Genomic DNA, 26,145 nt, shown 5'->3' with positions numbered 1-26,145 from the left:
ACAAGCACCTCCTTAATCACACTTTATTTAATATTTTCACAACCTCTGCCAGGCTTTCAGGCTTGCCCACATTTCCAGGAAAGATAACATAAGGAATACTACCAAATCGACTATTTTCATCTAACAAAACAACAGGCACCCCCGGAACAATAGCACCTAAAGCGTAAACCGCTTCTTTCTTATTTAACTCCTTAAGTAGTGTGTAAGAAGTACTTCCCCCTTTCACAATTAGATACGAAATATTCGTGTTTACTTTATTTACAATTTGCTTAAGTGTATCGTGTATCTCAGAATTGCTAATTCCTTTTAAGTACCGTCTTGGTGTAAAAATACAGATATCATAATCTGAAATATATTGATTTACAAACGAGATCAAATTATTCATTTCAGAAGGATTCTGCACATCTATTTCTCTGAATAATACTCTTTCTAACTCTTTTAATTTTTCTAATTGTCTTGTACTGACATTGGTATATGAAGAAACTATTATCAGTCCACCAGAATTTCTTTTAAGACGCAGCAAAACATTTTGATCAACCCCGTGTGAAGGTTGGACTCCTGATATTATTGGTACGAAAGAAGCCGCTGTCCTGAATATAAATCTCTTTCCCTGCATAATAGCATTTAATAAAGCTATGCAAAATACTTTTAAATCCAAGTAGTCTATCGCATCTACAACTATTCGCCGTAAATTGTTCGCTCTCATTAAAAGAGATTCAATTGTCCTAATATCACCTTTTCTGAGAATTTCTAAAGAAATAGTTGTCACATTTTTTGCCTTTACAGAACCTTTTGTCTTTTCTTCAACCCATTTGCGTAAATCGGCATGTTTGTAGCCAAATCTTAGATCTTTAGCAAATTCAGTTTCATTAACTGGAATAAGATATTTCTCCCTAAGAACATAATGAATTCCACCTATTGTGATTCTACCTCCTTCTTTGAAGAAAGGTATTAGGATTTCTCCATCAACTTCAAATCCTTTATCTTGAAAAACCTCCAAAATTGCATTTGATTCCAATGGATAATGACCGCGAAGAGTAGAATCCCCCCTGCATATCACTACAAAATTGTCACTCAAATTTTCTAGCAGATTTCCAGTAATTTCTTTGTACATCTTCTCTACCATATTTTGAGCCATAGCTCGTGAGTTAGTGCATATGTAGATTAATTTATTGTTCCTTAGTAACTGTTAAAATCTTACGGGATTAAATTCCAACAACACCCAAACATTATTCACTGTTTGTATACCTGTCAAATCATCGTCAAGTACCACTATTTTTTTGCTGAATTTTTGAGTTGCTTCCAACCACTTTTCTTCTATGTAACTTTCAAATTCTGCTGAGGTTTTATATTTTTCAACTACTTCATCGAATTCGATTCTTGTCAACTATTATCCCTCCTTATGCCCAATATTTCTCTTGTCCTTTCCGGTGTTGTTACTTTTTTTCCCATCAGAGCGATTAAATCAACTACTTTTTCTATCCATTCAACGTTCTTCATTGTGCTATCGTTTGAGGCATCTTCTAAACCCACTCTCACGATCGTAGCTCCTAATTCTAGAGCACATGCTATCAGGTTTAGATCTTTCATGCCATGATGAGAAAAACTCCATCTTCTACCATGAGGAATGTGTTGAAAAATGGTGAATAAAACATTCGCATTTGCAGGCAACGCTGTTTCAAAACCTAAGCATATGCCATATATTGAGTTTTCAGGAATCAAACTTTCTGCTAGAAGCTTTTCTGCGGTGTAAATCATCGATAAATCAAAAATTTCTAGATGAGGTAAAATATGCTTTTCCCTCATCAATTTCGCCCACCATTTGATATCCGCCAACTTATTTATATACACAACATCTCCCATGTTTATCGAACCCATGTTAAGAGAAGCAATTTCTACAAACGGATTTTCCAAACATACACTTCGTTGCTTTGCGTTCAAATTTGATATTCCCCCGGTTGATCCTTCAATGATAATATCTACCTGTTGCCTTACTTTGCTCACAATCTCATCAAAAACCCGTCTGTCACTTGTGGGTAATCCTCCTGTATCTAGTACATGGAGATGTACAATTGAGGCACCTCTTTTCTGACATTCAACAATTTCCTGAACCAACTCGTCAACGCTGATCTTAGTGCCTGAACGTACAGGTGCTACTGATACAATCACTTCCATTTCTTTTTCACCTCTTTTTACCCACAAATTTTCAAATTAAGCTGTTCGAATTTTTTTCAACCACACCACCATTGCACCCGGTTCTCTGTTAGCCCACATATGGTAGGGAATGAGAGTGAACTCTACCGTTTTTTCCCTGACCTCAGACAGCTTTCTGTACAGTTTCCCCTTCCATTCAGAGATGTCCAGTGCTCTTCCAGTTCCTTTGAGGAAAACAGCCTCCCTGTCCAGTATCTTCCCTTTTTCTTCCTTCAGACTCTCCGAATTCAGAACTAGTGTCCAAACATGGAAATCTGGATTGTCTGCTTGTTCTATACAGTAGACGACTGGACCTCTTTTCACTGCAATTTTTCCAAGGTCGTCTCTCACGAACGGGTGTGCCTCGATAAACACCGCTTTCATGGGAAGTGAAAGTTCCACTGTGTGTTTCCCTTTCCAGCTCTGGTTCAGTTTTACATAACCGTTCTGTGGCTTTGCTATCACCGTTTTTCCGTCCACCCTGAGAACAAAATCATCTGCCCAGGAAGGAATCCTGAGAGAAATGGAAAATGGTTCTTCAATATCCGCTTCAACGGTGAAGGTCACTTCTCCGCTCCATGGATAGTCCGTTTCCTGTTCTATCTCCACAACCGAACCTTTGAAATCGAGCCTGACTGTGCTTTTCTCGTACAGATGGACCTGAACACCGTCGTCCGATGTGGTGTACATGTATCCCGGAAAAGACGCTATGAACCTGGCAAGATTCGGTGGGCAGCACGCACAGTCGAACCATTTCTGTCTTCTTGTTCTCCCGAGGTCTTCAAGTGGATTGAAGTAGAAGTAGTGCTTCCCATCGAGGGATATACCGGAGAGAAGTCCGTTGTACAGAACCTGTTCCATAACATCTGCGAATTTCCCATCGCCCGTTGCAAGAAGCATTCTGAAGTTCCACATGAAATTCGCTATTGAAGCACAGGACTCAGCGTAGGATCTTCTGTTTGGAAGCTCATACTCTTCTCCGAAGGATTCCCAGTCGTGCCTGGAACCCGCCCCTCCTGTGATGTACATCTTCTTCGTCACAAAATTCTCCCAGAGTTTGTTGAGGGCCTGCCAGATCTTTTCATCACCCGTTTCAAGATAAAGATCGGTAGCACCAGAGCAGAGATACAGAGCCCTCACTGCATGGCCTGTGATCTCTTCTAGCTCCACAAAGGGTTTGTGGTCGATAAGGTATTCAGGATTCTTTTTAAAACCAGTAAGACCTTTCCCTCTTGTGTAGATGAAATATTTTGCAAGGTCCAGATATTTTCTGTCTCCTGTTTCTCTGTAGAGCTCCACAAGGGCCATCTCCACTTCAGGATGTCCCGGTGCCCCTTCTTTCTTTCCAGGACCGAAGGTGTTGTAGATGTGATCTGCGAATCTTTTTGCCACCTCGAAGAGTGTACTTTTCCCTGTCACTCTTCTGTGCGCAACGGCCGCCTGAATCAAATGACCTGCGTTGTACAACTCATGATTCCATGCAAGGTTCGTCCATCGCTCTTTTCTTCTCTCTCCAGAAAGATAGGTTCCAAGGTAACCGTCTTCATCCTGAGCAGCTTTCACCTCTTCTATCACGCTGTCGAGGATCTTTTCTAGTTCCGGCAGTTTCCTGTTCGCCAAGGCGAAGGACACTGCCTCAGCCCATTTGTACACGTCTGTGTCGTCGAAAGGGGAAAACGTTTTGTAAGATCCTTCCATCTTTCCGGCGGCGATTCTGAAGTTGTCGAGCCTTCCTGTGTTCTCCAAAAGATCGTACTGTGTGGGAAGGGTCACGTTGACGAGAGTTTCAAAGTATTTACCCATGAATCCCTTTACTTTAACAGAACTGACAGGTATTGTTCTGAGCTTTGCGTAGGGACTTCTGATAATCTTTATCACTTCGGACATAAAAACCACCTCATCACAAATATTTTCTGAGAAACTCTACTTGCTTGATAGAATGAAAAGAACCTCCTCCCTCGTGGTTGTTGTACGGATAGATTCTGATTTCCTTCGGCCCAGCGTAGTGATTGTAGGCGGAAAAAACCGTTGAAGGAGGACAGATGTTGTCCATGAGACCCACAGAAAACAGCGCAGGGATCTTCGCTCTGGCTGCGAAGTTCACTCCATCGAAATAGGAAAGAGTCCTGAACACGATTTCTTCCTTGTCTCTGTGGGTCTTTAGAAAGTTCGTGATCTCCGCGTACGGATGCGTATCCACAAGCTGCACTGCTCTTCTGAAGTGACACAGAAACGGCACATCGCACAGAAGAGCCTTTGCTTTCTTTGAGAGAGCGCTCACCGCAAGGGCTATTCCGCCACCCTGACTGCCTCCAGCTATCACGATTCTTTCTTGATCTACCCGAGGAAAAGAAGCAGCAGCTTCAACGGCTCTGACAGCGTCCGTGAAGACTCGTCTGTAGTAGTAAGTTCTGGGATCAGTATCCTCTTGTCATGAATCCTGGATACTGAGGGTCAACGGGACTCTCAGGGTAATCCGGTGTGTCTCCTTTCAGCCAGCCACTTCCCTGACCTCGAGTATCCATGACAAAACATATGTAACCCATAGAAGGCCAGAACAACCAGTCGTGAGGGAATCCTCTTCCACCGTTGTATCCTATGTACTGCACAACGCAGGGAAGTTTTTCTTCTTCCAGTTTTGGAACAAGGAGCCACCCTTTGATCCTCTGTCCCCTGTATCCGGAGAAGGTGACATCGTACGCTTCGACTGTTTTGAGGTGAGGCTCCATCCTCTCGAAGACGGGGTCTAAGGGGAACTTTTCGCTCTCTGCGAGTGTCCCTTCCCAGAACTCATCGAAGTCTTTCTCTTCGTACCGCTCTGGACGATATTTCCTTCAGTTCTTCGAGTGGTAAATCGAAGAATGGCATGTNTTCACCTCCCAATTAGCACCTATCTGTACAGCCAGCACTTCACCTGTACACCATCAACTTCAAAATATGGAGGAGGCTCCTTTCTGCATATATCCATGGCCTTTGGACATCTTCCTGCGAACTTGCAGCCCTGTCTCAGATACTCTGCCTGCTCTGTCTCGGACAGTTTTATCCTGATGTCCCACTTTTTCTTCGGATCCGGCTCTGGGACGGATTCCCTCAAAAGCTGGGTGTATGGATGCTTTGGTTCCATGAGAACTTTCTCTGCAGGTCCTAGTTCCACTATGTTTCCTCTGAACATGACGGCGATTCTGTCAGAGACGTAGTAAGCCGTTGTGAGATCGTGGGTGATGTAGAGCACGCTCACACCGTACTGTTCTTTGAGATCCTTGAAGAGGTTCACGATCGACATTCTCAAAGAAGCGTCGACCATCGAGACGGGTTCGTCTGCGACAAGAAGAGAAGGATTCGTGAGAAGCGCCCTTGCGATGGAGATTCTTTGAAGCTGACCTCCCGAGAACTCACTTGGGTACTTCTCGGAAAATTCTTCAAAGGAGATACCGACTGCGGAAAGCTTCTCCCTGATGATCTCTTCTGCCTTCTTTTTTGTATCCGCTATACCGAGGTTGAAGAGTGTCTCATAGAAGTACCTGTCCACCTTCCTGAGGGGGTTGAACGTGGAGAACGGATTCTGGAAGACAGCCTGTATTTCTTTTAGAAGCTCTCTTCTTTCTTTTTCGTTCTGATGCACACGATCGATCTTTCTTCCTTTGTAGATGATCTCACCGGAGGTGGGTTCTTCAAAGCCGAGGATGATCTTGGCAGTCGTGGTTTTTCCACAACCGCTCTCTCCAGCGAGGGTGAAGATCTCTGCTTCGTTTATATCGAAGTTCACGTTATCCACAGCCACTATTCTCGTTCTGGAGAAGATGCTCCCTATGGTGAAGATCTTCGTCAGATTTTTTATCTCAAGAAGCGGCATTCTTTCCCTCCTCTACTAACCAGCATGCAACTCTGTGGCCCGGCAGGTATTCCTTGAGAGGGGGTACTTCTTTTTTACACCTGTCGAACGCATGTGGACATCTTGGATGGAAACTGCATCCTGGTGGAAGATCGGCGAGTGATGGAGGACTTCCAGGAGCGCTTTCTCTCCTTCCTTTGTCTCCAAACTTTGGAAGCGAGTAGATCAGATACTTCGTGTAGGGATGCATGGGGTTTTCAAAGATCTCTTCTGTTTTCCCTTCTTCTATGATCTTTCCTGCGTACATGATCGCTATCCTGTCTGTCACGTTCGCATGGACCCCCATATCGTGTGTGACAAGGATGATGGTGTTCTGTCTTGAAGATTGTATCTCCTTTAGAAGTTGGACCACACCTCTCTGAGTTACAACGTCGAGAGCGGTCGTTGGTTCGTCTGCTATGATCACCTTCGGTGACAGAACGGTTGCAAGGGCGATCGTCACCCTCTGCCTCATTCCACCGGATAGCTGGTGTGGATAGGCGTTCAGAATCTCTATTGGAAGCCCCAGCTCTCTTATGTGTTCTTTTGCCATCTCGTACGCTTCTTCTTTCGTCTTTCCAGTCGTGTGGCTTTCTATGAAATCCTTGAAGGTCTCTTTTATCTTCACCACGGGATTGAGAACGCTCATCGATCCCTGTGGAACGTAAGAAATGAAACTCCATCTGAGCCTTCTTCTCTCTTCATCGCTCAGGGAATAAACATCCACTTCTTTTCCGTTTTCTCTGTAGAGCACTTTTCCTCCCACTATTCTCTGTGGTGGTTCTATTGCAGCAAAGAGAGCTCTCAAAAGAGTGCTCTTTCCACATCCGCTCTCTCCTGCGATACCGTATATCTCGTTCTCCATGATCGAGATGTTCACGTCGTCCACTGCCTTCACTACTCTCTTTTTTCCGAATATGTCCAGAATGTAATAAGATTTGAGATTTTCTGTTCTCAACACTTCCACCGCTATCACCTCATGCCTGTCCTATTCTCTGTATCCTCATCCTCGGATCCAGATACTCACTGATGCTGATGGAAATCAAGTACAGCGCTATGAACAAAAAGATAGACGTTAAAACAGGAGTCAGCACCCACCACCAGTATCCTAAAAAGAGTGCTTGAAATTTCAACGCCCAGCTGAGCATTGTCCCAAGAGTTGGTATTTCAAGATTAGAAAGTCCAAGGACCCCTAGGGTTATCTCCATTCCAATTGCCCAGGACATGTTGCCTATGAGAGTGGCGAATATGAGCGGTATCAGAAACGGCAGGTACTCTTTGAAAACAATCGAAAGGGCTTTTGATCCAGAGAGAAGAGCGGTGTAGGTGAAATCTCTTTCCCTCAAACTCAAAACCTGAGACCTGATCACTCTCGCATCCCATGCCCAGCCAAAGACTCCAAGGAGAAGCCCAAGCATTGGAAGACTTAACTGGCCTTTTACTAAAGTTGCTACTAATATAATGATTATCAGCAATGGAATTACTATCAGACAATCTGTAAAAAACATAAGAATTCTATCCACAACTCGTCCCTTGTAACCTGCTATAGTCCCTATAGTGAAAGCTATCATTCTGGAGACAAACCCTGCTATAAATGCCATGGTGAAAGAATTTTTTACAGCGAAAGTGAGCCTCCAAAAAACATCTTGTCCCAAAGCGTTCGTACCCAGAATGTGCGGCCATTGAGGAGGAAGATTTTTAGGTGCTTGACTCCATTGAGATGAGTCGTACGGTGAAAAGAAAGACAGGATGGAGAGTGTCAAAAGTACCAGAAAAACTATGAAGCCAAATCTGAAACGTGTATCTCTCAACAGATCCTTCAACACCTGCATTCTTTCCACTCCCTTTTCATCTGTATCTCACCCTTGGATCGAATAGAGGATATAAAAGATCAACCAGGAGGATACTAGTTGTAACTAAACCAACTGAAAAAGTACTCACTCCCATCAAAAGGTTATAATCTCCCATAAATATAGAATTGTACAAAAGATAGCCTATTCCGGGGTAGGAAAATACAATTTCGGTGATTAAAGCCCCACCAAAGATACTACCTAAGGAAAGAGCAAGTCCTGTGATTTGTGGAAGTATAGCGTTTCTTATTACATACTTTTTAACTATTTTATTTTCAAAAATCCCTCCCGCTTTCGCAAATTTTACATAATCCTCGGACTTGACGTTCTGAACCAATAACTTCATGCTTTGAAACCACCCACAGATTCCAATGATTACTAATGATAGAGCAGGTAAGAAAGCATGTTTCAACAGTATAATAAGATTCTTTAAATTAAATGTAAACTGAGAACCTATTGCGAACCCCCCGCCTGATGGGAAAATGGGTAATATATACGCAAAGAGAATTAATAGCCCAAGAGCAAGAATGTAGTACGGCATCGGTCTTATAACCATCGCTATACCATCGAGTACTTTGACCCATTTTCTATTTGAGAAGTATCCAGCAAGACCTCCGAGTATGTTACCAACAATCCACGAAAAGAGAGTTGTTACTAAGAGTAACCCTGCGGTCCAAGGGAGGGATTGTTTTATCAATGTCATCACAGGAATTGGAAACTGCGAGAAGGAAGGCCCAAAATCGCCTTTTAATAATCGTCTCCAAAAATCTACATACTGCTCCCACAAACTTCCCTCTAAACCATAAAGTTTCTTCAACGTCGTTACCAACTTCTCATATTGTGACGGATCCAGGTACGCTCCCTGACTTGCGAGACGACCTATAAATTGTTGAACAGGATCTGTAGGAAGGAATCTTGGAATAAAGAATATCAAAGTTAGACCTACCCATATAACTAGGAAGTATAACAGTATCCTTGGCAGTAAGTATCCCCTAAGAAATCTCAAACTTTATCCCTCCTTGAACTAAATCAATATTAAAGCCGAGGGACCAAGCCCCCGGCTATAGATTACTTTTGCGTAGATTTCAAAAATGGGAGGACATACTTAAAGCAGCCATAGTTGTGGAAAGGAAACCAGTAGTAATTCTCAGCACTTGGATAATTGGTCCAATAGTATTCATCCCAAACTATTCCAACAAAAGTGTTGAAAGTTGGCACTATTGGCATTTCTCTCACCAGTAACTTGAGCCCCTCGAGCCCCAGCTCTATAAGCTTTTCAGTATCGTCGAGTGGTGTATTTTCGAGAGCTTCTATTATTTCGTCCATCTTTGGACTACTCCATCTTCCATGATTACCCCATGGAGCGTTTTCGCCAACTGGTACGACATATTTGGAGTGGAATGGTTTAAATACATTCAACAAGTCTAATCCTAAACCACTCCAGCCATTTGGCCAAGCTGTCGAAACATCAAAATCACCTGTAGGACTGATAACCCACATCATATCGGTTGAGTCTATGTTGACTTCTATACCGAAATTTCTCCAAGATTGAGCGGCAATGAGAGCACTTTCGTAGTTAACAGAACTAGGTGACGTTGCAAGAATTGTGATTTTCCAGAGTTCGCCACTAGGCAGGTGCCACTTTCCATCTTTGTCACGATAGAATCCATGTTTTTTCAATAACTTCTCCGCTATGTCCGGAGCGTACTTCCACCAACCTGGGCCAAACGTTCGCCTGATTTCTTCTGGATTGTTGGAAATCTCGTAACCCTTTTTCTTAGCAAGCTCTGCTAGTCTGAACCCTACTGTTGGGTCATACGGTTTAAATTTTTCACCATTCCCAAGGTCGAGTTCAAAGTTCTTAAGCCAATCCTCAAGTTTTGTAAAATATCCTTCATACAAAGGAGCAGTAAGCGCAATATGAATCGGATCAATCGTTGCAGCTCCATCTAATACAACATTGACACCATCTACAATATCTATTGCAAGAATGAGTGCCCACCTTACATCTGGATTGTCGAACGGTTTCCTCGCGGTATTGAAAGTCAATCCAAAGACACCTAAATCGACATTTGTTGGTATCCATGGAAAATGCCTAAAGAAACTCCTAGCAGTCTTTACCCTTTGTAAAATGGCTTTTACTGAATCAAATGGTACCCATGCAATATCCAATTGATGTTGTGCCATTGCTAATATCTGTTGCTCACTTGTACATAGTAATGTATGTCAAGATTTTTCGGAGATATTTCTATCAAAACTCTTGATTATTATGATATATACATGATAATATTTTGATTAAGGGGGTGTAATTGCCATGGAAAAGGGAAAAATTTTTAAAGAACTGGACGAGTTGAAGTTCGAACTTCCCTCCTGGGCGTTCAGCGATGCAGGAACGAGGTTTGCTGTCTTCCACGAAGAAGGAGCCGCCCGGAACGTCTTTGAAAGGATAGAAGACGCTGCTCTTGTTCATCGTCTCACAGGTTGTTGTCCTTCCGTTGCCCTTCACATTCCCTGGGACGAAGTGGAAAACTGGGAGGAACTGAAAGAGTTTGCTGAAGAGAAAGGCTTGAAGATAGGTGCCATCAATCCGAATCTGTTTCAGGATCCTGATTATAAGTACGGAAGCCTCACGAATCCCAGCGAAAAGATCAGAAAAAAAGCGATCGCTCACGTGATGGAGTGCGTGAACATAGCCGAAAAAACTGGTTCAAAGGTGATCAGTCTGTGGCTCGCGGACGGAACGGACTATCCCGGTCAGGACGATTTCCGCTCCAGGAAGAAAAGGCTCGAAGAGTCCCTGAGGTACATCTACGAGAACATGCCGGCCGACATGTATCTCCTCATAGAGTACAAGTTCTTCGAGCCCGCTTTTTATCACACAGACATTCCAGACTGGGGAATGAGCTATCTCCTTTCGGAAAAATTGGGAGAACGTGCTCTTGTACTCGTCGACCTAGGGCATCATCCCCAAGGAACGAACATAGAGTACATCGTTGCAACACTTCTGTCTGAGAAGAAACTCGGAGGCTTTCATCTGAACAACAGGAAATACGCAGATGACGATCTCACGATCGCCTCCATAAATCCGTACGAGGTGTTTTTGATCTTCAAGGAGATCGTCTTTGCATGGAGAGATCCTGAACTCTCTGATTCTGCAAAGAAGGTGGTTCTCATGTTCGATCAGGCCCACATCACAAAACCGAAGATCCTCGCAACGGTACAATCCGTCGTGATGGCCCAGGAACTCTTTGCGAAGGCACTTCTCATAGATGAAAATCGACTGAGAGAAGCTCAAAAAAAGTGCGATGTGGTGGAGGCCGAGGAGGCTCTGATGGATGCCTTCCGAACGGATGTGAGGCCACTTCTTAGGGAGTACAGAAGACGAAAGAACCTTCCAGAAGATCCGATAAAGGTGTTCAGGGAAGGAAATTACATGGAGAAAAGAAGGAGAGAGAGAAGATGAAGGAGATCGTGAAGGAAATTCAAAAGGTTGCTTACTGGCTCGCTGTAAAGGGTCTTTCTGAGGCGAACGCGGGAAACATCTCTGTCAGGATCGATGAAGTACCATCCAGTTATGAAGTGAAATCCATGGAGGCGTACGGTTTCGAGTACGACGGCCCTGAGATGTACCTTCTGATCACGGCTACAGGGTCGAGAATGAGGGAGATCTTCGAAGATGAAAGTAAGATCTGTCTTCTTCACATCCTTCCTGGAAGGTACTATGAAATCCTGCACGGTGAAGGAAAACCCACCAGTGAATTTCCAACACATCTCATGATCCACGCACGGTTCAAGGAGATGAACTCAGAGAAAAGAGCGATCGTTCACACACACCCGCTAAACCTCCTCACTCTGATGAACCTGAAAGATTTCCAGGAACTCCTTCCAAAGATGATGAAGATTCACCCTGAGGTTCTCATCTTCTTTCCCCAGGGGATTTCCGTTGTCGAGTTTGAAAAACCAGGGAGCGTGGAACTCGGTTTGAAAACCGTCGAAAAAGCTCGGGGAAAGGATGCCGTCCTGTGGGACAAACATGGAGTTGTAGCGTTTGGAAAGGACGTAGCAGAAGCCTACGACAGGGTTGAGATTCTGGAGAAAGCAGCAGAGATCCTTCTGAGGGTGCTCAGCCTTGGAAGGGATCCAACGGGTGTTCCGGAGGGATGGTTGTGAAGGTGCTCGCCGTGGATCTTGGTGCAACGAACGGGAAGATCTACGAGGTGGAACTGAGGGAAAAGTTGACGGTGAGGGAGCTGAAGAGGTTTCGAACGGAGGGGATTTTCCTTCCGGGAAGAGACAGAGATCACTTTTTGTGGAATCTTCCGAAATTCTATGAGGAAATAGAGAGTGTTCTTGAGACCTCCGACACGCAGTCGGTGGGAGTGGACACGTGGGGTGTGGACTTTGCGCTGTTTGACGAGAGGGGAAGGCTCATCTCCCTTCCGTACCATTACAGAGACATAAGAACAGAGGGAGTTATGGAAAAAGTCTTCGATATCATCCCAAAGAAGTACATATTCGAGCGAACGGGGATACAGTTCATGGAGATAAACACCCTCTATCAGCTCTACTCGATGGTTCTTTCGAAAGATCCTTTCCTGAAAGTGGCAAAGAAGATCCTGATGATACCAGACGTGTTCAACTTCTGGCTTTCCGGTGAGGTGGTGAGTGAGTACACGATCGCAAGCACTTCCCAGTGCTACAGTGTGCCGGAGAAAAGATGGGCGTTCGATCTTCTCGAAAAACTTTCCATTCCCACTGAAATCTTCCCGGAGGTGGTCTCACCGGGTACCGTCCTGGGAAAATGCAGGGTAAAAAGGGAAATGAACGTGATCGCCACCACCTGCCACGATACCGCATCCGCCGTTGTGGCCGTGCCGTTCGAAGAGGAAGGGATCTACATCAGTTCTGGAACATGGTTTCTTGTGGGAACGGAACTGGAGGAACCTCTTCTGACGGAAGAGGCGATGGAAAGAAACTTCACAAACGAAGGTGGATACGGAAAGATCAGGTTTCTCAAGAACGCAACCGGTATGTGGCTTCTTGAAGAGTGCAACAGGATGTGGAAAAAGAACTACTCAGAGATCGTGGAGATGGCAGAGAACGCACCTTCTTTCCAGGCGTTTCTCGACCCGGACAGAGAAGAGTTTCTTCACCCCGGGAACATGCTGGAGAGAATCAGATCTTATCTTGAAAAGACAGGACAGAGAACACTGGGGGGAATCGGAGAAATTTCCCGCCTCATCTTCGAGTCCCTTGCGTTCAACAGCAGGTGGATCGTGGATCAGATCGAAGAACTCACCGGCAGAAGGTACGAAAAGATCCACATAGTGGGTGGAGCCGTGAAGAACGATCTTTTGATGGGTTTCATTGCCGATGCAACAGGAAAGATCGTGGTGGCAGGCCCTGTGGATGCAACGCCCATCGGAAACGCCCTCGTTCAGTTCATCGCCATGGGTGAGATAAAAGATCTCGACGAGGCAAGAGAAGTTGTGAGAAAGTCCTTTGAGTTGAAAATCTTCGAGCCGAAGAATCCGGAGTTGTGGAGCGAAAAGTACGAAGAATGGAGAAGGTACAAGGAGGTGAGAGTGTGAACCTGAAGGATCTGGAAAACCCTGGAGTGTGGTACAGGCCCGCACCTTTCTGGAGCTGGAACGACAAACTGTGCGAGGAGGAACTTCTAAGGCAGATAGACGAGATGCATGAGAAGGGTTACGGAGGCTTCTTCATGCACTCGAGAGTGGGGCTTGTAACGGAATACCTCTCTGAGGAGTGGATGAGACTTGTGAGAAGCTGTGCAGAACACGCCAGAAAACTCGGGATGCTCGCTTGGCTTTACGACGAGGACAAATGGCCTTCCGGATTCGCTGGAGGAATCGTGCCCCTCGAAAAACCGGAATACAGGCACAAATACCTCATACTCTTGAAAAAGGATCGGCTCGAACCAGAAGATGAGATCCTGAAAAAGATAGAAAGAGACGGTGAAGAATTCTACGTGGTAAAACGCGTTATGAAGCTTGGTGATCCATGGTTCAACGGAACCTGCTACGTCGATCTGCTCTCAAGAGAGACCACAGAGGCGTTTCTCAGATCGACACACGAGAGGTACAAAAAATCGTGTGGTGATCTTTTCAGAGTCTCCATCCCCGGGATCTTCACCGATGAACCCACCTATCTGAGAGTGCATCACCCCAAAGAACCCACACTCCCCTGGACAGAAAGATTTCCAGAGGAGTTTTTGAGGCGAAAGGGATACGACATCAGAGACCACTTAGAAGAACTCTTCTTCAACACGAAGGACTACATGAAGGTGCGGTACGACTTCTTCGATGTTGCAACTGAACTCTTCATCGAAAATTTCACGATACCATATGCGAAGTGGTGCGAGGAAAACGGTATCTCCATGACGGGCCACTACATGGCCGAAGACACGCTCAGGGGCCAGGTCGAATGGATAGGTGCCGCGATGCCACACTACGAATACATGCAGATACCGGGAATAGACAAACTCGCCAGACACCTGGAACAGGTGGTCACGATAAAGCAGGTTTCATCGGCGGCAGAGCAGTTAGGGAAGAAATGGGTGCTCTGCGAAACGTTCGGTACAACGGGTCAGCACGTGAGTTTTCTGCACAGAAAATGGATAGCGGACTGGCAGGCGGTTCTCGGTGTCACGTACATAAACCCGCATCTCAGTCTTTACTCGATGAGAGGAGAGAGAAAGAGGGACTACCCACCGAATCTCTTCTATCAACAGCCTTGGTGGAAGAACGAAAGATTCCTGTCGGATTACTTTGCAAGACTGAACCACATCGTCACACAGGGAAAGAGAGAGGTCAAAGTGCTCATGATACATCCCATCTCCTCAGCGTGGTGTGTGTATTCTAAGTTCGATGACGAGATCGATAAGCTCAACGAGCTCTTCGATACGATCACAAAGGAACTCGTTGCGAACAAGATAGACTTCCACTTCGGCGACGAGATGATCCTCTCAAAACATGGAAGAGTGAAAGAGGCAAAACTGAGAGTAGGAGAGTACGAATACGAAGTCGTGGTGCTGCCACCGCTCCTGAATCTGAAAAGTTCTACTGTGGAACTTTTGAACTCACTGGCAGAAAACGGTGGTAAGGTCTTTGTTTTGAAGGATTTCAGGTACGGCAGGTTCTTCCCGGAAAGAGTGGAAGGAAAGAAGGGAAGAATCGAATTCCTCAAAAAGGCTCGTGTTTTTGAAACGCTCGAAGATCTCATCGAAGAACTCAAACCCTTCTTTTCTGTGGATGTTCTGGATACGAAAACGAAAGAGAATGCAAAAGCGGTGATCGCGCAGAAGAGAGTGCTGGAAGACGGATCTTATCTTCTCTTTCTTGCGAACACGGACATCGACCGGGAAGTGCACTGCCATCTGGAACTGAAGGAAAAGAGAAAACACACGTACGCGATAGACCTGTTCGATTTCAAATTGGTGGAGCTGAAGGAAAACGAGTTTGTCATGTTCCCAGCGTCGAGTGTTTGTATCTGGGTAACGGACGAGGAGGTTCCTGCGGAAGATGAGAAAGTGGTTTCAACAGGAGTTCTTCTGGAGAAAGAATTCGATTTCGAGACGGCACTGAACGATTTCGAAGTGAAGATGAACTCTTTCAACGTTCTTCCAGTGGACAGGGTGGAGTATTTTGAAGCGGGTGGAAGGGTTTTCAGGAACGAGTTCGTCTCGAAGATCTGGTACGAGTTCTACAGATTACCGGATGGTACACCGTTCAGGGTGGAGTACTCTTTCGAAATCAGGAAAAAGCCTCAAAAACTCTTTCTCGTCGTTGAGTGTGCGGAAAATCTCGACAGAATCACGGTGAACGGTCGAGAGGTGAGGTACGAAAGAAAAAGCTGCATTTTCAACGAGGAACAGAATTTCCTGGATGTGAACTTTGGAAAGATGGAGATCACAGATCTCGTCAGAGAAGGAAAGAACACGGTTGTTCTGGAGGGAAGAAAAGAAAACAACATCACAGGCCCGGGGTGTCACACGAGGGTGAAAGATCCAGAGAATCACAGGCCAACAGAGGTGGAGACGATATATCTTGTGGGAGATTTTTCACTTGTGAACGTGGACGAGACGAGGTACGTGATCGATGCACCCAAGGTACCGGATCACAGGGACATCACACGGGACGGGTACCCGTTCTATGTGGGATCCTTCACGCTCAAAAAGATATTTGAGTGTAAAAAAGACCCGGGGAAAAGATACTTCCTCAAGCTGAACGGTGTGGAGGCGGCCTCGGTCGAGGTGATTCTGAACGGGAAGTTCCTGGGCGTTCTTTTCTGGAGACCTTTCATGATAGATATTACAGATGCTCTGAGAAACGGAAAAAACGAACTCCAACTCGTCCTCACAAACACACTGTTCAACCTCATAGAGGCAAACCACAAGGCCGATGTGCTCGAAGAAACGTTCAGAAGACCGAAGAGCTTCATAGATTTCGAGCACCACACGGACAGATACATCCTGCTGCCCTTCGGCCTGGAAAACGTCGCCGTTCTCAGCTCTTCTTCACGATGAACTTCGGTTTTCTTCTGAACTTGAATATCTTTCTCAGAAAGAGCAGAAGGGGACATCTGAAGGCCATAGTCTCACTCCTTTCTGGCATCGACCACCTGAAAGGTGCGAAGTTTGTTGTTCTTCGATTCTCTCCACTCGATCTCGATGGGGAAGGCGAACTCCGGTTGAAGCCTTCCCTCCTTTATCCACTTTCTTGACTCTTCGTTCCTGTAGATCGCGGGACTGGCCAGAACCACGAGTTTCATAGGGCCATCGACCACGATGACCCCGTCTATCGTCTCTTCTGCGGAGAGCTTTTCGACGATCTCGTTCATCACCTTTTCTGGTGGAAGAGGTTTCACATTCACGAGGGCGATGTTTCTTGAAAGCGGCCCGATGATCTTCACGTTGGCGAGTTCCGGCTTGAAGCCATGTTCTTCGAGAACTCTGAGAAGGATCTCGTTTGCAGTAGAAACAGCTTTTCCGTGGTAATCCGGGTTTATGAGCATCTTCAGAAGGTGTTTCAGTTTGCATCCTTCTCTTCCCGCAGACTCACCGATCTTCTTCACTTCCAGTCCGAGGAACTTCAGCATCTCGTTTATCTCTTCTTTCCCGACCCTGTAGAGTGGTGAGTAGACACCGTCGAAGACCTTCAGGCCCGTTTTTCCCCAGCTGTCGGAGGCGTTTGCACCGCTCGCAACGAGGTGACCCTGAGCGTATCTCTTCACCAAAACGGTCTTCACGTCGCGGGTGCAGGCGTTGCAGGACGGCCCGTGTTTCCAAACCTTCTCCTGCATCCTGTTGGAAGGAATGAAAGTGTGCCTCAGGCCGTGTTTTTCTGCGAAGTTTCGAACAATCTCTCTCGATCTCTCGTAGGTGTAAGGGCTCCAGTCCACGGTGACGAGCTCCACCCTTTCTTCTCCGAGGGCCATCTTCGCCAGGATTGCCACCAGCGAACTGTCCTTTCCCCCGGAGAAGGCAACATAGAGCTTCCCGTCTTTCACGGTTTCTCTTATGTCCTCGACGATCTCTTTTACAAGGTCTTCAACTCGAATCGTACTTCACCCCCGTCCAGTTCAAGGACGGCGTAAGAGCCTTCAGCGAGGCTTCCCGGGTTCAGAAATCTCACACCCGATTTCACCGTGTCCTCCGGTTCGTGGGTGTGTCCGAAGAGGATCACCTGAGGTTTTTCGTTGAAGACCTTCAAAAGACGGTCTTTCAGATCCCACGGAGCGCCCCATCCGTGACACATTCCTATGGTGACGCCTTCTACAAGCAGGACTTTCGAGAACGGAAGGTGTTCTTTCACGTCTGGATAATCCATGTTTCCGTAAACTCCGTAGAACTCTTTAGAAAATTTCTCAAGAAGGATCACCGTGTCCAAATCCACATAGTCTCCAAGGCCTATCACGCCATCGTACTCTTTCAAAGAGTTCAGTATCTCATCTGGAAGACTGGCCATGCGCACGGGAACGTGTGAATCGGAGATCAAAAGGAACCTCTTCACGTTCTCACCCCAGGATCGTGTTATCTATGAGTCTCGCACTTCCAACCCAGGCAGCCACCGCGACGATCACCTTTCGATCGATCTTCTCAACCGGCTCCAGAGTCTCCTCGTCCACGATCTCCACGTAGTCTATCTTCACCTTATCGAACCTGGAAAAGTGCTTTATCATCTCTTCTTTTATCTTTTCTGCGTCTCTTTCACCGTTCAGATAGAGATTCTCTGCTATCTTCAGGGATTGATAGAGCGACAGCGCCTGCTGCCTTTCTTCGGGCGACAGATACACGTTCCTTGAGCTCATCGCGAGGCCATCCGGTTCTCTCACGATGGGACACTCGATCATTTCCACGTCCATGTTCAGATCTCTCACCATCCTCCTCAGAACCCTGAACTGCTGTGCATCTTTTTGACCGAAGTACGCCCTGTGAGGTTTCACGATGTTGAAGAGCTTCGTGACCACGGTGCACACTCCACGGAAATGACCAGGACGGGATCTACCACACAGGTGTTTTGAAAGTTTCGTTTCTTCAACGTAGGTGGAAAAATCGGGAGGATACATCTCCTCGACTGATGGGTGGAAGATGCAATCCACGTTTTCTTTTTCGAGGAGCTTTCTGTCTCTTTCGAAATCCCTCGGGTACCTCTCGTAGTCTTCGTTGGGACCGAACTGGGTGGGGTTCACGAAGATACTCACCACGACCACATCGTTTTCATCCCTTGCTCTTCTCACAAGAGACAGGTGCCCTTCGTGGAGGTATCCCATGGTGGGGACGAATCCTATCGTTTTTTTCTTCTCTCTCATTTCCTCGGAGAATTTCTTCATTTCCTCTACGGTTTCTATGATTTTCATTCTTTCGCCTCCCCGATTTTGCAGAAAACATCATCACAGAATTTCTTTTCGATGAGATTCCACACGGTTTCTCCAACAGGATTTCCAACACCTGCCAGGTAATCCGCCAGGTGAAGGTGGAGGCACTTCACTTTCGAGAAATCTCGAATACCACCTGTTCCTACCTTTTCCAGAATTTCGCGGAAGGGATGTTCCCCAGTGAGGAGCCTTTTCCTTCTTTCTATCACTTCCAGGTGTGCCTTCCTCATCTTTTCTCGAAACTCCACATCGGACGCTATTCGATCTTCGAGTTTCTTTATGAGCCCTGCGCTCTCGAGTTTGGATACTTCTCTTTTCAAGTGAAGACAGGTGAGCCAGTAGAGAGTTGGAAAGGGCTTTCCATTCTTGATGGGCAGACTTTCGATCACAACCGGATAGCCGTATGGACAGCGATAAGCCACCCGATTCATGTTCGTGATCTTTCTTCCAATCTGCCACTCTACGATCTTTTCATCACGAGAGTTACCCATTCTCTCTCCTGCTTTCTCTCCAGAACGTTCCATCCGTGTTCACTGGCCTTTCTTTTCACCATGTCTTCTTTCCTGTCAACGATCCCTGAGAGTATGAGCATGGAATCTCTGTGTGTGACACGATTCACATCTTCGAGTAGCTTCACGTGAATCTCAGCCAAAATGTTGGAGACCACAATATCGAAAGTACCCTCCACCTCTGAGAGAAGATCCGACCATTTCACCAGCACGTCGACATCGTTCTTTCGAACGTTCTCTTCAGCCACCTCGACGGCCTGCTCATCTACATCGACCGCTACCACCCGAGATGCACCGAGTTTTTTGGCAGCGATGGCGAGTATTCCCGTTCCACATCCAACGTCGAGCACAGTGTTTCCTTCCTTCAGATACTTTTTCAAGAAGAAGACGCTCATTCTCGTGGTGGGATGGAGCCCTGTGCCAAATGCCACACCGGGAGACAGTTTTATCACGATCGCATCTCTTCTGTTTATCTTTTCAGTTGGATCTATGAATATTCCTTCGACGATTTCAAAGGGTTCGAGCTCAACTATCCAGTCTTTGGGAGTGGTGATCTTCTCGTCAACAATCTCCCAATCTTTCAAAAAATCGGGAAGGGGTTCGCCCTCCCTAAGGTAGATCTTCAACACCTTCTTTCCCTTTTTGTCCTCTTCTATCGCAAAATTGAAGAAACCCTCTTCGTAAAATTTCTCTACGAGTTCTTCCTCTTCGATTTTCAAAGGAAGTATCAGCTCTTTAAACCTCATCGATCTTTCTGATTCTCCTTTCGTGCCTTCCTCCATCGAAGGGTGTTGAAAGGAAGGTATCCACTATCCAGAAAGCGAGCTCTGCTCCGATGAGCCTTCCCGGAAGAACGAGGATGTTTGCATTGTTGTGCGATCTCGCGAGTCTTGCCATGTCCGGGAAAAGACAGAGAGCTGCTCTTATGCCCCTGTACCTGTTTGCAGCAATTGACATCCCGAGCCCTGTCCCACACAAAAGGATTCCAAAATCCGCTTCGTTCGACAGAATGGATTGAACAACTTTTTTTGCGTAGTCCGGATAATCAACGGATTCCTCGGAATAGGTACCGTGATCTTCCACTTCTATTCCCTTGCCCAGAAGGTAGTTCTTCACCTTCTCTTTCAGTTCAAAAGCTGCGTGGTCCGATGCAATAGCGATCTTCACTTTCTTCGCACCTCCTCCATGGCCTCCGATATCGTATCGTATATCTTCACTATGCGATCCAGATTCGTCAGAGAAAGGACTCGCTCTACCTTCTCGTTTGGAGACACCAGTGCAAAGAAACCACCACTGCTGCTGATACTCTTCAAGATGTTTACAATGACACCCAAACTGAAGCTGTCTATGCTCTCCACATCCGAGAGGACCAGAAATATCTTGTTGTAACCCTTGTTCAAAAACTCGTCAAAAACCCATTTTTTGAACAGATGCGCGTTCTCTATGTTGAGCTCTTTGTTCGGCATCAGTATCACCACGTCATCCACAATCTTGTAGGGAAACATTTTATCCCCCCTTAGAGTTTTCTGAAAACTCCCACCACTTTACCCAGGATTTTCACCTTTTCCGCCCTGAAAAACATCGACGACATCTCTCTGTTAGCGGGCCTCAACTCTACCGTATCACCCCTCTGATAGAACTTTTTTAGCGTCACCTCTCCGTCAACCATCGCCGCCACGATATCCCCGTTCTGCGCCCAATCCTGTCTTCTCACAAGAACTAGGTCCCCATCACAGATGTGTTCTTCTATCATGCTTTCTCCTTTTACCTTCAACAAAAAGTGATCGTAACCGCTCGAAAGAAAGCTCTCGGGAATTTCTATGTAATCTTCCAGATATTCGATGGCTTCTCTTTTTTCACCTGCACGAATCTCTCCAATCAGAGGTATTTTGTTCCTTATGCTTTTCGATATCCTCAGTGCCCGCGGTTTGCCGTTTTTCCTTTCGATGTAACCCTTCTTCTCCAGAGCGATCAAATGGAGAAGAGCGCCGCGCGGAGTGATCCTGAAGCGCCGCGCGATCTCCCTCACCGAGGGGGGATATCCATTTTTCTCTATGAACTCTTCTATGAACAGAAGCACCTTTCTCTGCCTTTCCGTGAGATCTTTCAAGTATCGAACACCACCTTCGTTTTCAGAACATCTCCATCACGCTCGAACTTCAGAAGATGGTATGTGAGAGCTTTTATTTCGGTTCCCTCTTTTTTTCTGATCTTCCTGAAAGTTACTTTTAACTCATTCCCTTCCCTTTTAATCCTCCAGGGAGCCCATCCTTTCGATATCTCAAGAATCCAGTCGTTCACCGTGTCAAAAAAAGCGTCTTCCGTCTCTTCAAGAGGATACATTTTCTCTTTCTCTTCGGTGTCGAGGACAATCCCTTCTTCTTCGAGAAGGATGTTTCTCGCCTCTTCCAGAAGTTCTTCGTAAGAGTTCCCGGATATCTCGTAAGCGATATCGGCGGTATGTTCTATGGGTTTCCTCAATCTTTCACCACCGCCACCTTCGATATGGTATCGTCTCCAAGTTCGATGAGTTTCACACCTTTCGTTACACGACCGATGACACCGATTTCAGACACGGGAAATCTGATCATCATACCGTTTCTTGTGACCACCACTATCTCTTCGTCGCCCCTCACGTACCTCACAGCTACTACGTATCCCGTTTTGTTCACATCGGAGATGTTTCTGAGACCCGTTCCTCCCCTTCTTTGAATCCTGTACAGCTGAACGGGTGTTCTCTTGCCGAATCCCTTCTCTGTCACGGTGAGAATCTCTCCTTCCTCACCTGGAGGTATCACGTCCACACTCACCACTTCGTCTCCTGGCTGAAGCTTTATCGCCTGAACTCCGGCCGCATTTCTTCCCATTCTGCGAACATCACTCACCGGAAATCTGATGGCCATACCCATCTTCGTTGCCACTATGAGTGTTTCTTTTTCGCTGTTAACAACCCTGGCGCTGACGATCTCATCTCCAGGTTCTATCTTTATGGCTCTGACACCGCGATTGCTGGTGGCGTTTTCAAACTCTTTGAGGGCGGTCCTTTTGATCTTCCCGGACTTCGTAGCGATCACAAGATCCCTTCCTTCACCGTTCAGAGAAGCGAGTGCCACGATCTTTTCTGTGTCTTCGAGATTCAGAAACGCGGTGATGTGTCTTCCTCTCGTGTTTCTTCCGGTAGTTTCCAGCTGATAATTCTTGAGAACGTACGCCCGCCCGAGGTTCGTTATAAACAGGGTCGATGAGGTGTTCTTCGCGACCACAACGAACTCGACCTCATCATCTTCAGAGAGTTTCGAGACGGTGATACCTTTACCTCCACGCTTCTGCGATCTGTAGCTGTTCAGCGGTGTGCTCTTCAGATAACCCTTATGACTCAGTGTGATCACCACGTCCTCTTCGACAATGAGTTCTTCTTCGTTGTATTCGATACTTTGATCTGTTACTTCTGTTCTTCTGGGATCTCCGTATTGCTGCTTCAGGTAGAGGAATTCTTTTTTCATTATCTCCTTTACTTTTTCGTCCTTCTCGAGTATTTCCTTCACTTCTGAGATCTTCCTGACCAGATCGGAGTATTCGTTTTGAAGGTTCTCTATTTCGAGGGAAGTCAGCCTCGAAAGTCTCATGTCGAGAATGGCTTTTGCCTGTTCTTCGGTGATCTCGAGTGTTTCCATGAGCGATTGCCTCGCACTTTCCACATCTTTGCTGTTCCTCACGATGTCCACAACAACACCTATCGCTCTTGCCGCTTTCAGGAGACCCTCGACAACGTGTGCCCTCCTTGTGTACTGCTCGTATTCGTACCTTGCTCTTCTTCTGATGACTTCAAAGCGGTGCTCAAGGAAAGCTTCCATCAATCCTTTCAGATTCATCAACCTGGGCCTTTTGTGTTTGTCTATGACCAGCATCTGAACGTTGAAGTAATCCTGAAGAGCGGTTCTCTTGTAGAGATTGTTTATTATGACCTCTTCGTTTGCGTCTTTTGGAATTTCTATGACTATTCTCATTCCGCGTTTGTCAGATTCATCTCTTATGTTCCTGATTGGGAGTGATTCGTCGTCTTTTGCAATCTTCGCTATTTGCTCTATGAGACCCGCTTTACTGACTCCGTACGGAATCTCCGTGATGACGATTCGCTTTACTCTCTTTCCATCCTCGACGTGCACCTTCCCTCTGACGATGATCCTGCCTCTTCCCTCTTCGTAAACCTTCTTCAACTCAGAAGCGTTCACTACCACGGCTCCTGTGGGGAAATCCGGCCCCTTTATGAACTGCATGAGTTCTTCAACCGTAGCTTCTGGATGATCGATCAAATAAATCAGGGCATCCACGGTCTCGGAGAGATTGTGTGGAGGTATGTTCGTGGCCATTCCCACCGCTATACCGGAGGCACCGTTTATTATGAGATTTGGCACTTTGGATGGGAGGACTTCAGGCTCCTTCAGCGTGCCATCGAAATTGTCGATCATGTTCACCGTGTTCTTTTCTATGTCTTCGAGCATTTCTTCTGCGAGCCTCGTGAGTCTCGCTTCCGTGTACCTCATCGCGGCTGGAGGGTCTCTGTCTATGGAACCGAAGTTTCCCTGACCCTCTATGAGTGGATACCTCATCGTGAACGGTTGAGCCATCCTCACGAGGGCATCATACACGGGTGCGTCGCCGTGAGGATGGTACTTACCCATCACTTCACCGACGATTCTCGCACTCTTCTTTGTGGGTGAGTTGTGCTTGAGGCCGAGTTCGTACATTCCATAGAGAATTCTCCTCTGAACGGGTTTGAGGCCGTCCCGAACGTCCGGAATGGCCCTTCCCACTATGACGCTCATCGAGTACAGAAGATAAGACTCAACAAGTTCATCCTCTACGGGTTTGTTTATCAGGATCTCTGGCATTCACATCCCTCCGTCAGGACACCTTCGCACCTGGTGTGATTTCTCCATCTACCGTCAAAAGTCTCAAGGTATCGCCGGACTTTGCAGCGAGGAGCATTCCCTGAGACTCTATGCCCATGAGTTTCGCGGGTTTCAGATTAGCGACAACGACGATCAGTTTTCCTACGAGTTCTTCAGGTCTGTAGTGTTCTGCAATTCCCGCCACTATCTGTCTCTTTTCCGTTCCAAGATCGATTATCAATTTGAGAAGTTTTCTGGAATTTGGAACCTTCTCCGCTTCGAGGACCTTTGCGATTCTGAGGTCTACTTTGGAAAAATCATCTATTGTGATCACGTTCTGATCGACCGACACTGTCTCCACCACCTTTTTGAAGTCTTTCGTGTCGATTTTCTTGAAGAGAGGTTCACCGTGGATTACAGTGGAACCAGACTTCAGAACTCCCCAGTTTTCCAGATGCTCCTTCGAAGGCTTTTCTTCAAAGGACACTCTCCTGAACACTTCTTCGGAGGTGTCTGGCATCACCGGGAGTGTCATCAGAGCCACCTTGAACACGGCCTCCAGTGAGTTGTACAGCACCGTTCCGAGCCTTTCCATATTCCCTTCTTTTCCAAGTATCCAGGGCTTCGTGTCGTTGAAGTACTTGTTCACGTCCGCTATGAACTCCCATATCTTGTCCAGGGCTTCTGTGAGCCGGTAGGAATCCATGAGTTCATGGTAAGCGTCTTTTGTTTCGAAGAATCTCTCCTTCAGCCAGCTGTCAAACCCTTCCTGATCGGAAGGAGAAGGGAGTCTTCCGTTGAAATACTTCTTTATCATAGCCGTGATCCTGTGAAGGAGATTTCCGTAGTCGTTCGCGAGATCGGAATTCAATCTGTGGACGAGTCTTTCCTCCGAAAAGTCACCGTCTTTTCCGAACATGATATCCCGTATCAGGTAGTACCTCACCACATCGTTGCCGTATCTCTTCACGAAGAACCTGGGGTCTATAGCGTTGCCGAGAGACTTGCTGATCTTCTGGCCGTTCACCGTGAGCCACCCGTGTGCGAACACCTTCTTTGGAAGTGGGAGTCCAACCGACATGAGCATCGCAGGCCATATGATGGAGTGGAATCTGTTTATTTCTTTTCCTATCAGATGCAAATCTGCGGGCCACCATTTGTTGAACATCTCATCGTTCCAGCCGTACCCTATAGCGGATATGTAATTTATGAGAGCGTCCACCCACACATAGATCACGTGTTCCGGATCGTCCTTCATGGGAACGCCCCATTTGAAGGTCGTCCTGGTGATGCTCAGGTCTTTGAGACCACCTTCGAGGATCTTCAACATCTCGTTTCTTCTGAAGTCCGGTTCCACAAAATCGGGATGCTCCTCGTAGTACTTCAGGAGAGGATCTCTGTATTTCGAAAGTCTGAAGAAGTAATTCTCTTCCTCGACCCATTTGACGGGTCTTTTACACTCCGGACAGAAACGTTCTTCTCCTTCCTTTATAACCTCGTCCTCGTTCCAGAACGTCTCACAGGGAACACAGTACCATCCCTTGTAGATGCCCTTGTAGACGTCTCCGTTCTCCTTCATCTTCGCAACGAATTCCTGGACAGTTTTCATGTGCATTTCGTCTGTGGTTCGGATGAAATAATCGTTCGTGATCTTCAGTTCTTTCCAGAGCCGTTTGAACTTTTCAGCCAGTTCGTCACAGAATTCCTGCGGGTCCTTTCCAGCCTGCTGGGCTGCCTGCAGTACCTTCTGGCCGTGCTCATCTGTTCCCGTGAGGAAGAACACATCGTAACCCATGAAACGTTTGTAGCGAGCGATGATATCGGCTACAATAGTAGTGTAGGCACTTCCTATGTGGGGCTCAGAATTCACGTAGTAGATTGGGGTGGTGATGTAAAATTTCAAAGTGTCACCTCCTTGTTTTCCCTATCTA

General features: G+C 46.4%; 24 protein-coding genes and 1 pseudogene. 4 read left to right on the top strand and 21 right to left on the bottom strand.

The window, feature by feature from the left end; all coding sequences use genetic code 11:
- Nucleotides 1–16: 16 nt before the first annotated feature.
- The 10 genes and pseudogenes from T2812B_RS08865 to T2812B_RS08820 form a co-directional block, all read right to left on the bottom strand.
- Nucleotides 17–1,159 carry a four-carbon acid sugar kinase family protein gene (locus T2812B_RS08865; RefSeq protein WP_255347110.1) on the bottom strand — a complete coding sequence of 381 codons (1,143 nt, stop codon included), beginning with the start codon at nt 1,157–1,159 and terminating at the stop codon, nt 17–19.
- Between the two features lie 30 nt (nt 1,160–1,189).
- A complete protein-coding gene (locus T2812B_RS08860) occupies nt 1,190–1,387 on the bottom strand; it encodes a hypothetical protein (protein ID WP_008193469.1) in 198 nt (65 codons plus the stop codon).
- On the bottom strand, nt 1,384–2,175 hold the full coding sequence (locus T2812B_RS08855; protein ID WP_008193471.1) for a 3-keto-5-aminohexanoate cleavage protein: 792 nt from the start codon (nt 2,173–2,175) through the stop codon (nt 1,384–1,386). The genes T2812B_RS08860 and T2812B_RS08855 overlap by 4 nt, the downstream gene beginning before the upstream one ends.
- 36 nt (nt 2,176–2,211) lie before the next feature.
- Complete coding sequence (locus T2812B_RS08850) at nt 2,212–4,080, bottom strand: glycoside hydrolase family 127 protein (RefSeq protein WP_008193474.1); 1,869 nt, start codon at nt 4,078–4,080, stop codon at nt 2,212–2,214.
- Nucleotides 4,081–4,093: 13 nt separating this feature from the next.
- A pseudogene (axeA, locus tag T2812B_RS08845) lies at nt 4,094–5,061 on the bottom strand (cephalosporin-C deacetylase).
- Between the two features lie 22 nt (nt 5,062–5,083).
- Nucleotides 5,084–6,046, bottom strand: coding sequence for an ABC transporter ATP-binding protein (locus T2812B_RS08840; protein ID WP_039454694.1), 963 nt, complete (start codon nt 6,044–6,046; stop codon nt 5,084–5,086).
- Nucleotides 6,033–7,040, bottom strand: coding sequence for an ABC transporter ATP-binding protein (locus T2812B_RS08835; RefSeq protein WP_038051426.1), 1,008 nt, complete (start codon nt 7,038–7,040; stop codon nt 6,033–6,035). The genes T2812B_RS08840 and T2812B_RS08835 overlap by 14 nt, the downstream gene beginning before the upstream one ends.
- 1 nt (nt 7,041) lies before the next feature.
- Nucleotides 7,042–7,896, bottom strand: coding sequence for an ABC transporter permease (locus tag T2812B_RS08830; RefSeq protein WP_008195732.1), 855 nt, complete (start codon nt 7,894–7,896; stop codon nt 7,042–7,044).
- Between the two features lie 16 nt (nt 7,897–7,912).
- Nucleotides 7,913–8,920 (bottom strand): ABC transporter permease, encoded by a 1,008-nt coding sequence (locus T2812B_RS08825; protein ID WP_008195730.1) that lies wholly within the window; start codon nt 8,918–8,920, stop codon nt 7,913–7,915.
- Nucleotides 8,921–8,982: 62 nt separating this feature from the next.
- On the bottom strand, nt 8,983–10,110 hold the full coding sequence (locus T2812B_RS08820) for an ABC transporter substrate-binding protein (protein WP_255347109.1): 1,128 nt from the start codon (nt 10,108–10,110) through the stop codon (nt 8,983–8,985).
- Nucleotides 10,111–10,228: 118 nt separating this feature from the next.
- Between T2812B_RS08820 and rhaI the strand changes: the two genes are divergently transcribed.
- Genes rhaI through T2812B_RS08800 form a run of 4 tightly spaced genes read left to right on the top strand, consistent with a single transcriptional unit; the run spans nt 10,229 to nt 16,462 of the window.
- On the top strand, nt 10,229–11,377 hold the full coding sequence (gene rhaI / locus T2812B_RS08815; protein ID WP_008195725.1) for an L-rhamnose isomerase: 1,149 nt from the start codon (nt 10,229–10,231) through the stop codon (nt 11,375–11,377).
- Nucleotides 11,374–12,084 carry a rhamnulose-1-phosphate aldolase gene (gene rhaD / locus T2812B_RS08810; protein ID WP_008195723.1) on the top strand — a complete coding sequence of 237 codons (711 nt, stop codon included), beginning with the start codon at nt 11,374–11,376 and terminating at the stop codon, nt 12,082–12,084. Before rhaI ends, rhaD begins: the two co-directional genes overlap by 4 nt.
- The gene (locus T2812B_RS08805) at nt 12,075–13,505 is read left to right on the top strand and encodes a rhamnulokinase family protein (protein ID WP_038051088.1); all 1,431 of its coding nucleotides are present in this window, start codon (nt 12,075–12,077) and stop codon (nt 13,503–13,505) included. Before rhaD ends, T2812B_RS08805 begins: the two co-directional genes overlap by 10 nt.
- Nucleotides 13,502–16,462 (top strand): alpha-L-rhamnosidase, encoded by a 2,961-nt coding sequence (locus T2812B_RS08800; RefSeq protein ID WP_008195720.1) that lies wholly within the window; start codon nt 13,502–13,504, stop codon nt 16,460–16,462. The genes T2812B_RS08805 and T2812B_RS08800 overlap by 4 nt, the downstream gene beginning before the upstream one ends.
- 71 nt (nt 16,463–16,533) lie before the next feature.
- On the opposite strand, the gene T2812B_RS08795 is transcribed toward T2812B_RS08800, so the two are convergent.
- From T2812B_RS08795 to metG, 11 genes are read right to left on the bottom strand one after another with little or no spacing between them, the layout of a single operon-like run.
- Nucleotides 16,534–17,445, bottom strand: a complete 912-nt coding sequence (locus T2812B_RS08795) for an ATP-dependent sacrificial sulfur transferase LarE (protein ID WP_008195718.1) — start codon at nt 17,443–17,445, stop codon at nt 16,534–16,536.
- 29 nt (nt 17,446–17,474) lie between these two features.
- Nucleotides 17,475–17,948, bottom strand: a complete 474-nt coding sequence (locus tag T2812B_RS08790; RefSeq protein WP_008195716.1) for a metallophosphoesterase family protein — start codon at nt 17,946–17,948, stop codon at nt 17,475–17,477.
- A 4-nt stretch (nt 17,949–17,952) separates the two neighbouring features.
- Nucleotides 17,953–18,795, bottom strand: coding sequence for a pantoate--beta-alanine ligase (panC, locus tag T2812B_RS08785; RefSeq protein WP_008195715.1), 843 nt, complete (start codon nt 18,793–18,795; stop codon nt 17,953–17,955).
- Complete coding sequence (locus T2812B_RS08780) at nt 18,792–19,304, bottom strand: DUF501 domain-containing protein (RefSeq protein ID WP_038051086.1); 513 nt, start codon at nt 19,302–19,304, stop codon at nt 18,792–18,794. Before T2812B_RS08780 ends, panC begins: the two co-directional genes overlap by 4 nt.
- Nucleotides 19,274–20,068 carry a 50S ribosomal protein L11 methyltransferase gene (locus T2812B_RS08775; protein WP_004080406.1) on the bottom strand — a complete coding sequence of 265 codons (795 nt, stop codon included), beginning with the start codon at nt 20,066–20,068 and terminating at the stop codon, nt 19,274–19,276. Before T2812B_RS08775 ends, T2812B_RS08780 begins: the two co-directional genes overlap by 31 nt.
- Nucleotides 20,058–20,489 carry a ribose 5-phosphate isomerase B gene (gene rpiB, locus T2812B_RS08770; protein WP_004080405.1) on the bottom strand — a complete coding sequence of 144 codons (432 nt, stop codon included), beginning with the start codon at nt 20,487–20,489 and terminating at the stop codon, nt 20,058–20,060. Before rpiB ends, T2812B_RS08775 begins: the two co-directional genes overlap by 11 nt.
- A complete protein-coding gene (locus tag T2812B_RS08765) occupies nt 20,486–20,827 on the bottom strand; it encodes an anti-sigma factor antagonist (protein WP_004080402.1) in 342 nt (113 codons plus the stop codon). Before T2812B_RS08765 ends, rpiB begins: the two co-directional genes overlap by 4 nt.
- An 11-nt stretch (nt 20,828–20,838) precedes the next feature.
- The gene (gene lexA / locus T2812B_RS08760; protein WP_004080401.1) at nt 20,839–21,432 is read right to left on the bottom strand and encodes a transcriptional repressor LexA; all 594 of its coding nucleotides are present in this window, start codon (nt 21,430–21,432) and stop codon (nt 20,839–20,841) included.
- Nucleotides 21,429–21,803 (bottom strand): archease, encoded by a 375-nt coding sequence (locus T2812B_RS08755; protein WP_004080400.1) that lies wholly within the window; start codon nt 21,801–21,803, stop codon nt 21,429–21,431. Before T2812B_RS08755 ends, lexA begins: the two co-directional genes overlap by 4 nt.
- The gene (gyrA, locus tag T2812B_RS08750) at nt 21,800–24,214 is read right to left on the bottom strand and encodes a DNA gyrase subunit A (RefSeq protein WP_004080399.1); all 2,415 of its coding nucleotides are present in this window, start codon (nt 24,212–24,214) and stop codon (nt 21,800–21,802) included. Before gyrA ends, T2812B_RS08755 begins: the two co-directional genes overlap by 4 nt.
- 13 nt (nt 24,215–24,227) lie before the next feature.
- Entirely contained in the window at nt 24,228–26,117 is a 1,890-nt protein-coding gene (gene metG / locus T2812B_RS08745; RefSeq protein WP_008195706.1) for a methionine--tRNA ligase, read from the bottom strand.
- Between the last annotated feature and the right edge of the window lie 28 nt (nt 26,118–26,145).

The sequence above is a fragment of the Thermotoga sp. 2812B genome (assembly GCF_000789335.1).
GTDB lineage: Bacteria > Thermotogota > Thermotogae > Thermotogales > Thermotogaceae > Thermotoga > Thermotoga maritima.
The sequence above is the reverse complement of the archived record's forward strand: the minus strand, read 5'-3'. Positions and strand labels throughout refer to the sequence as shown.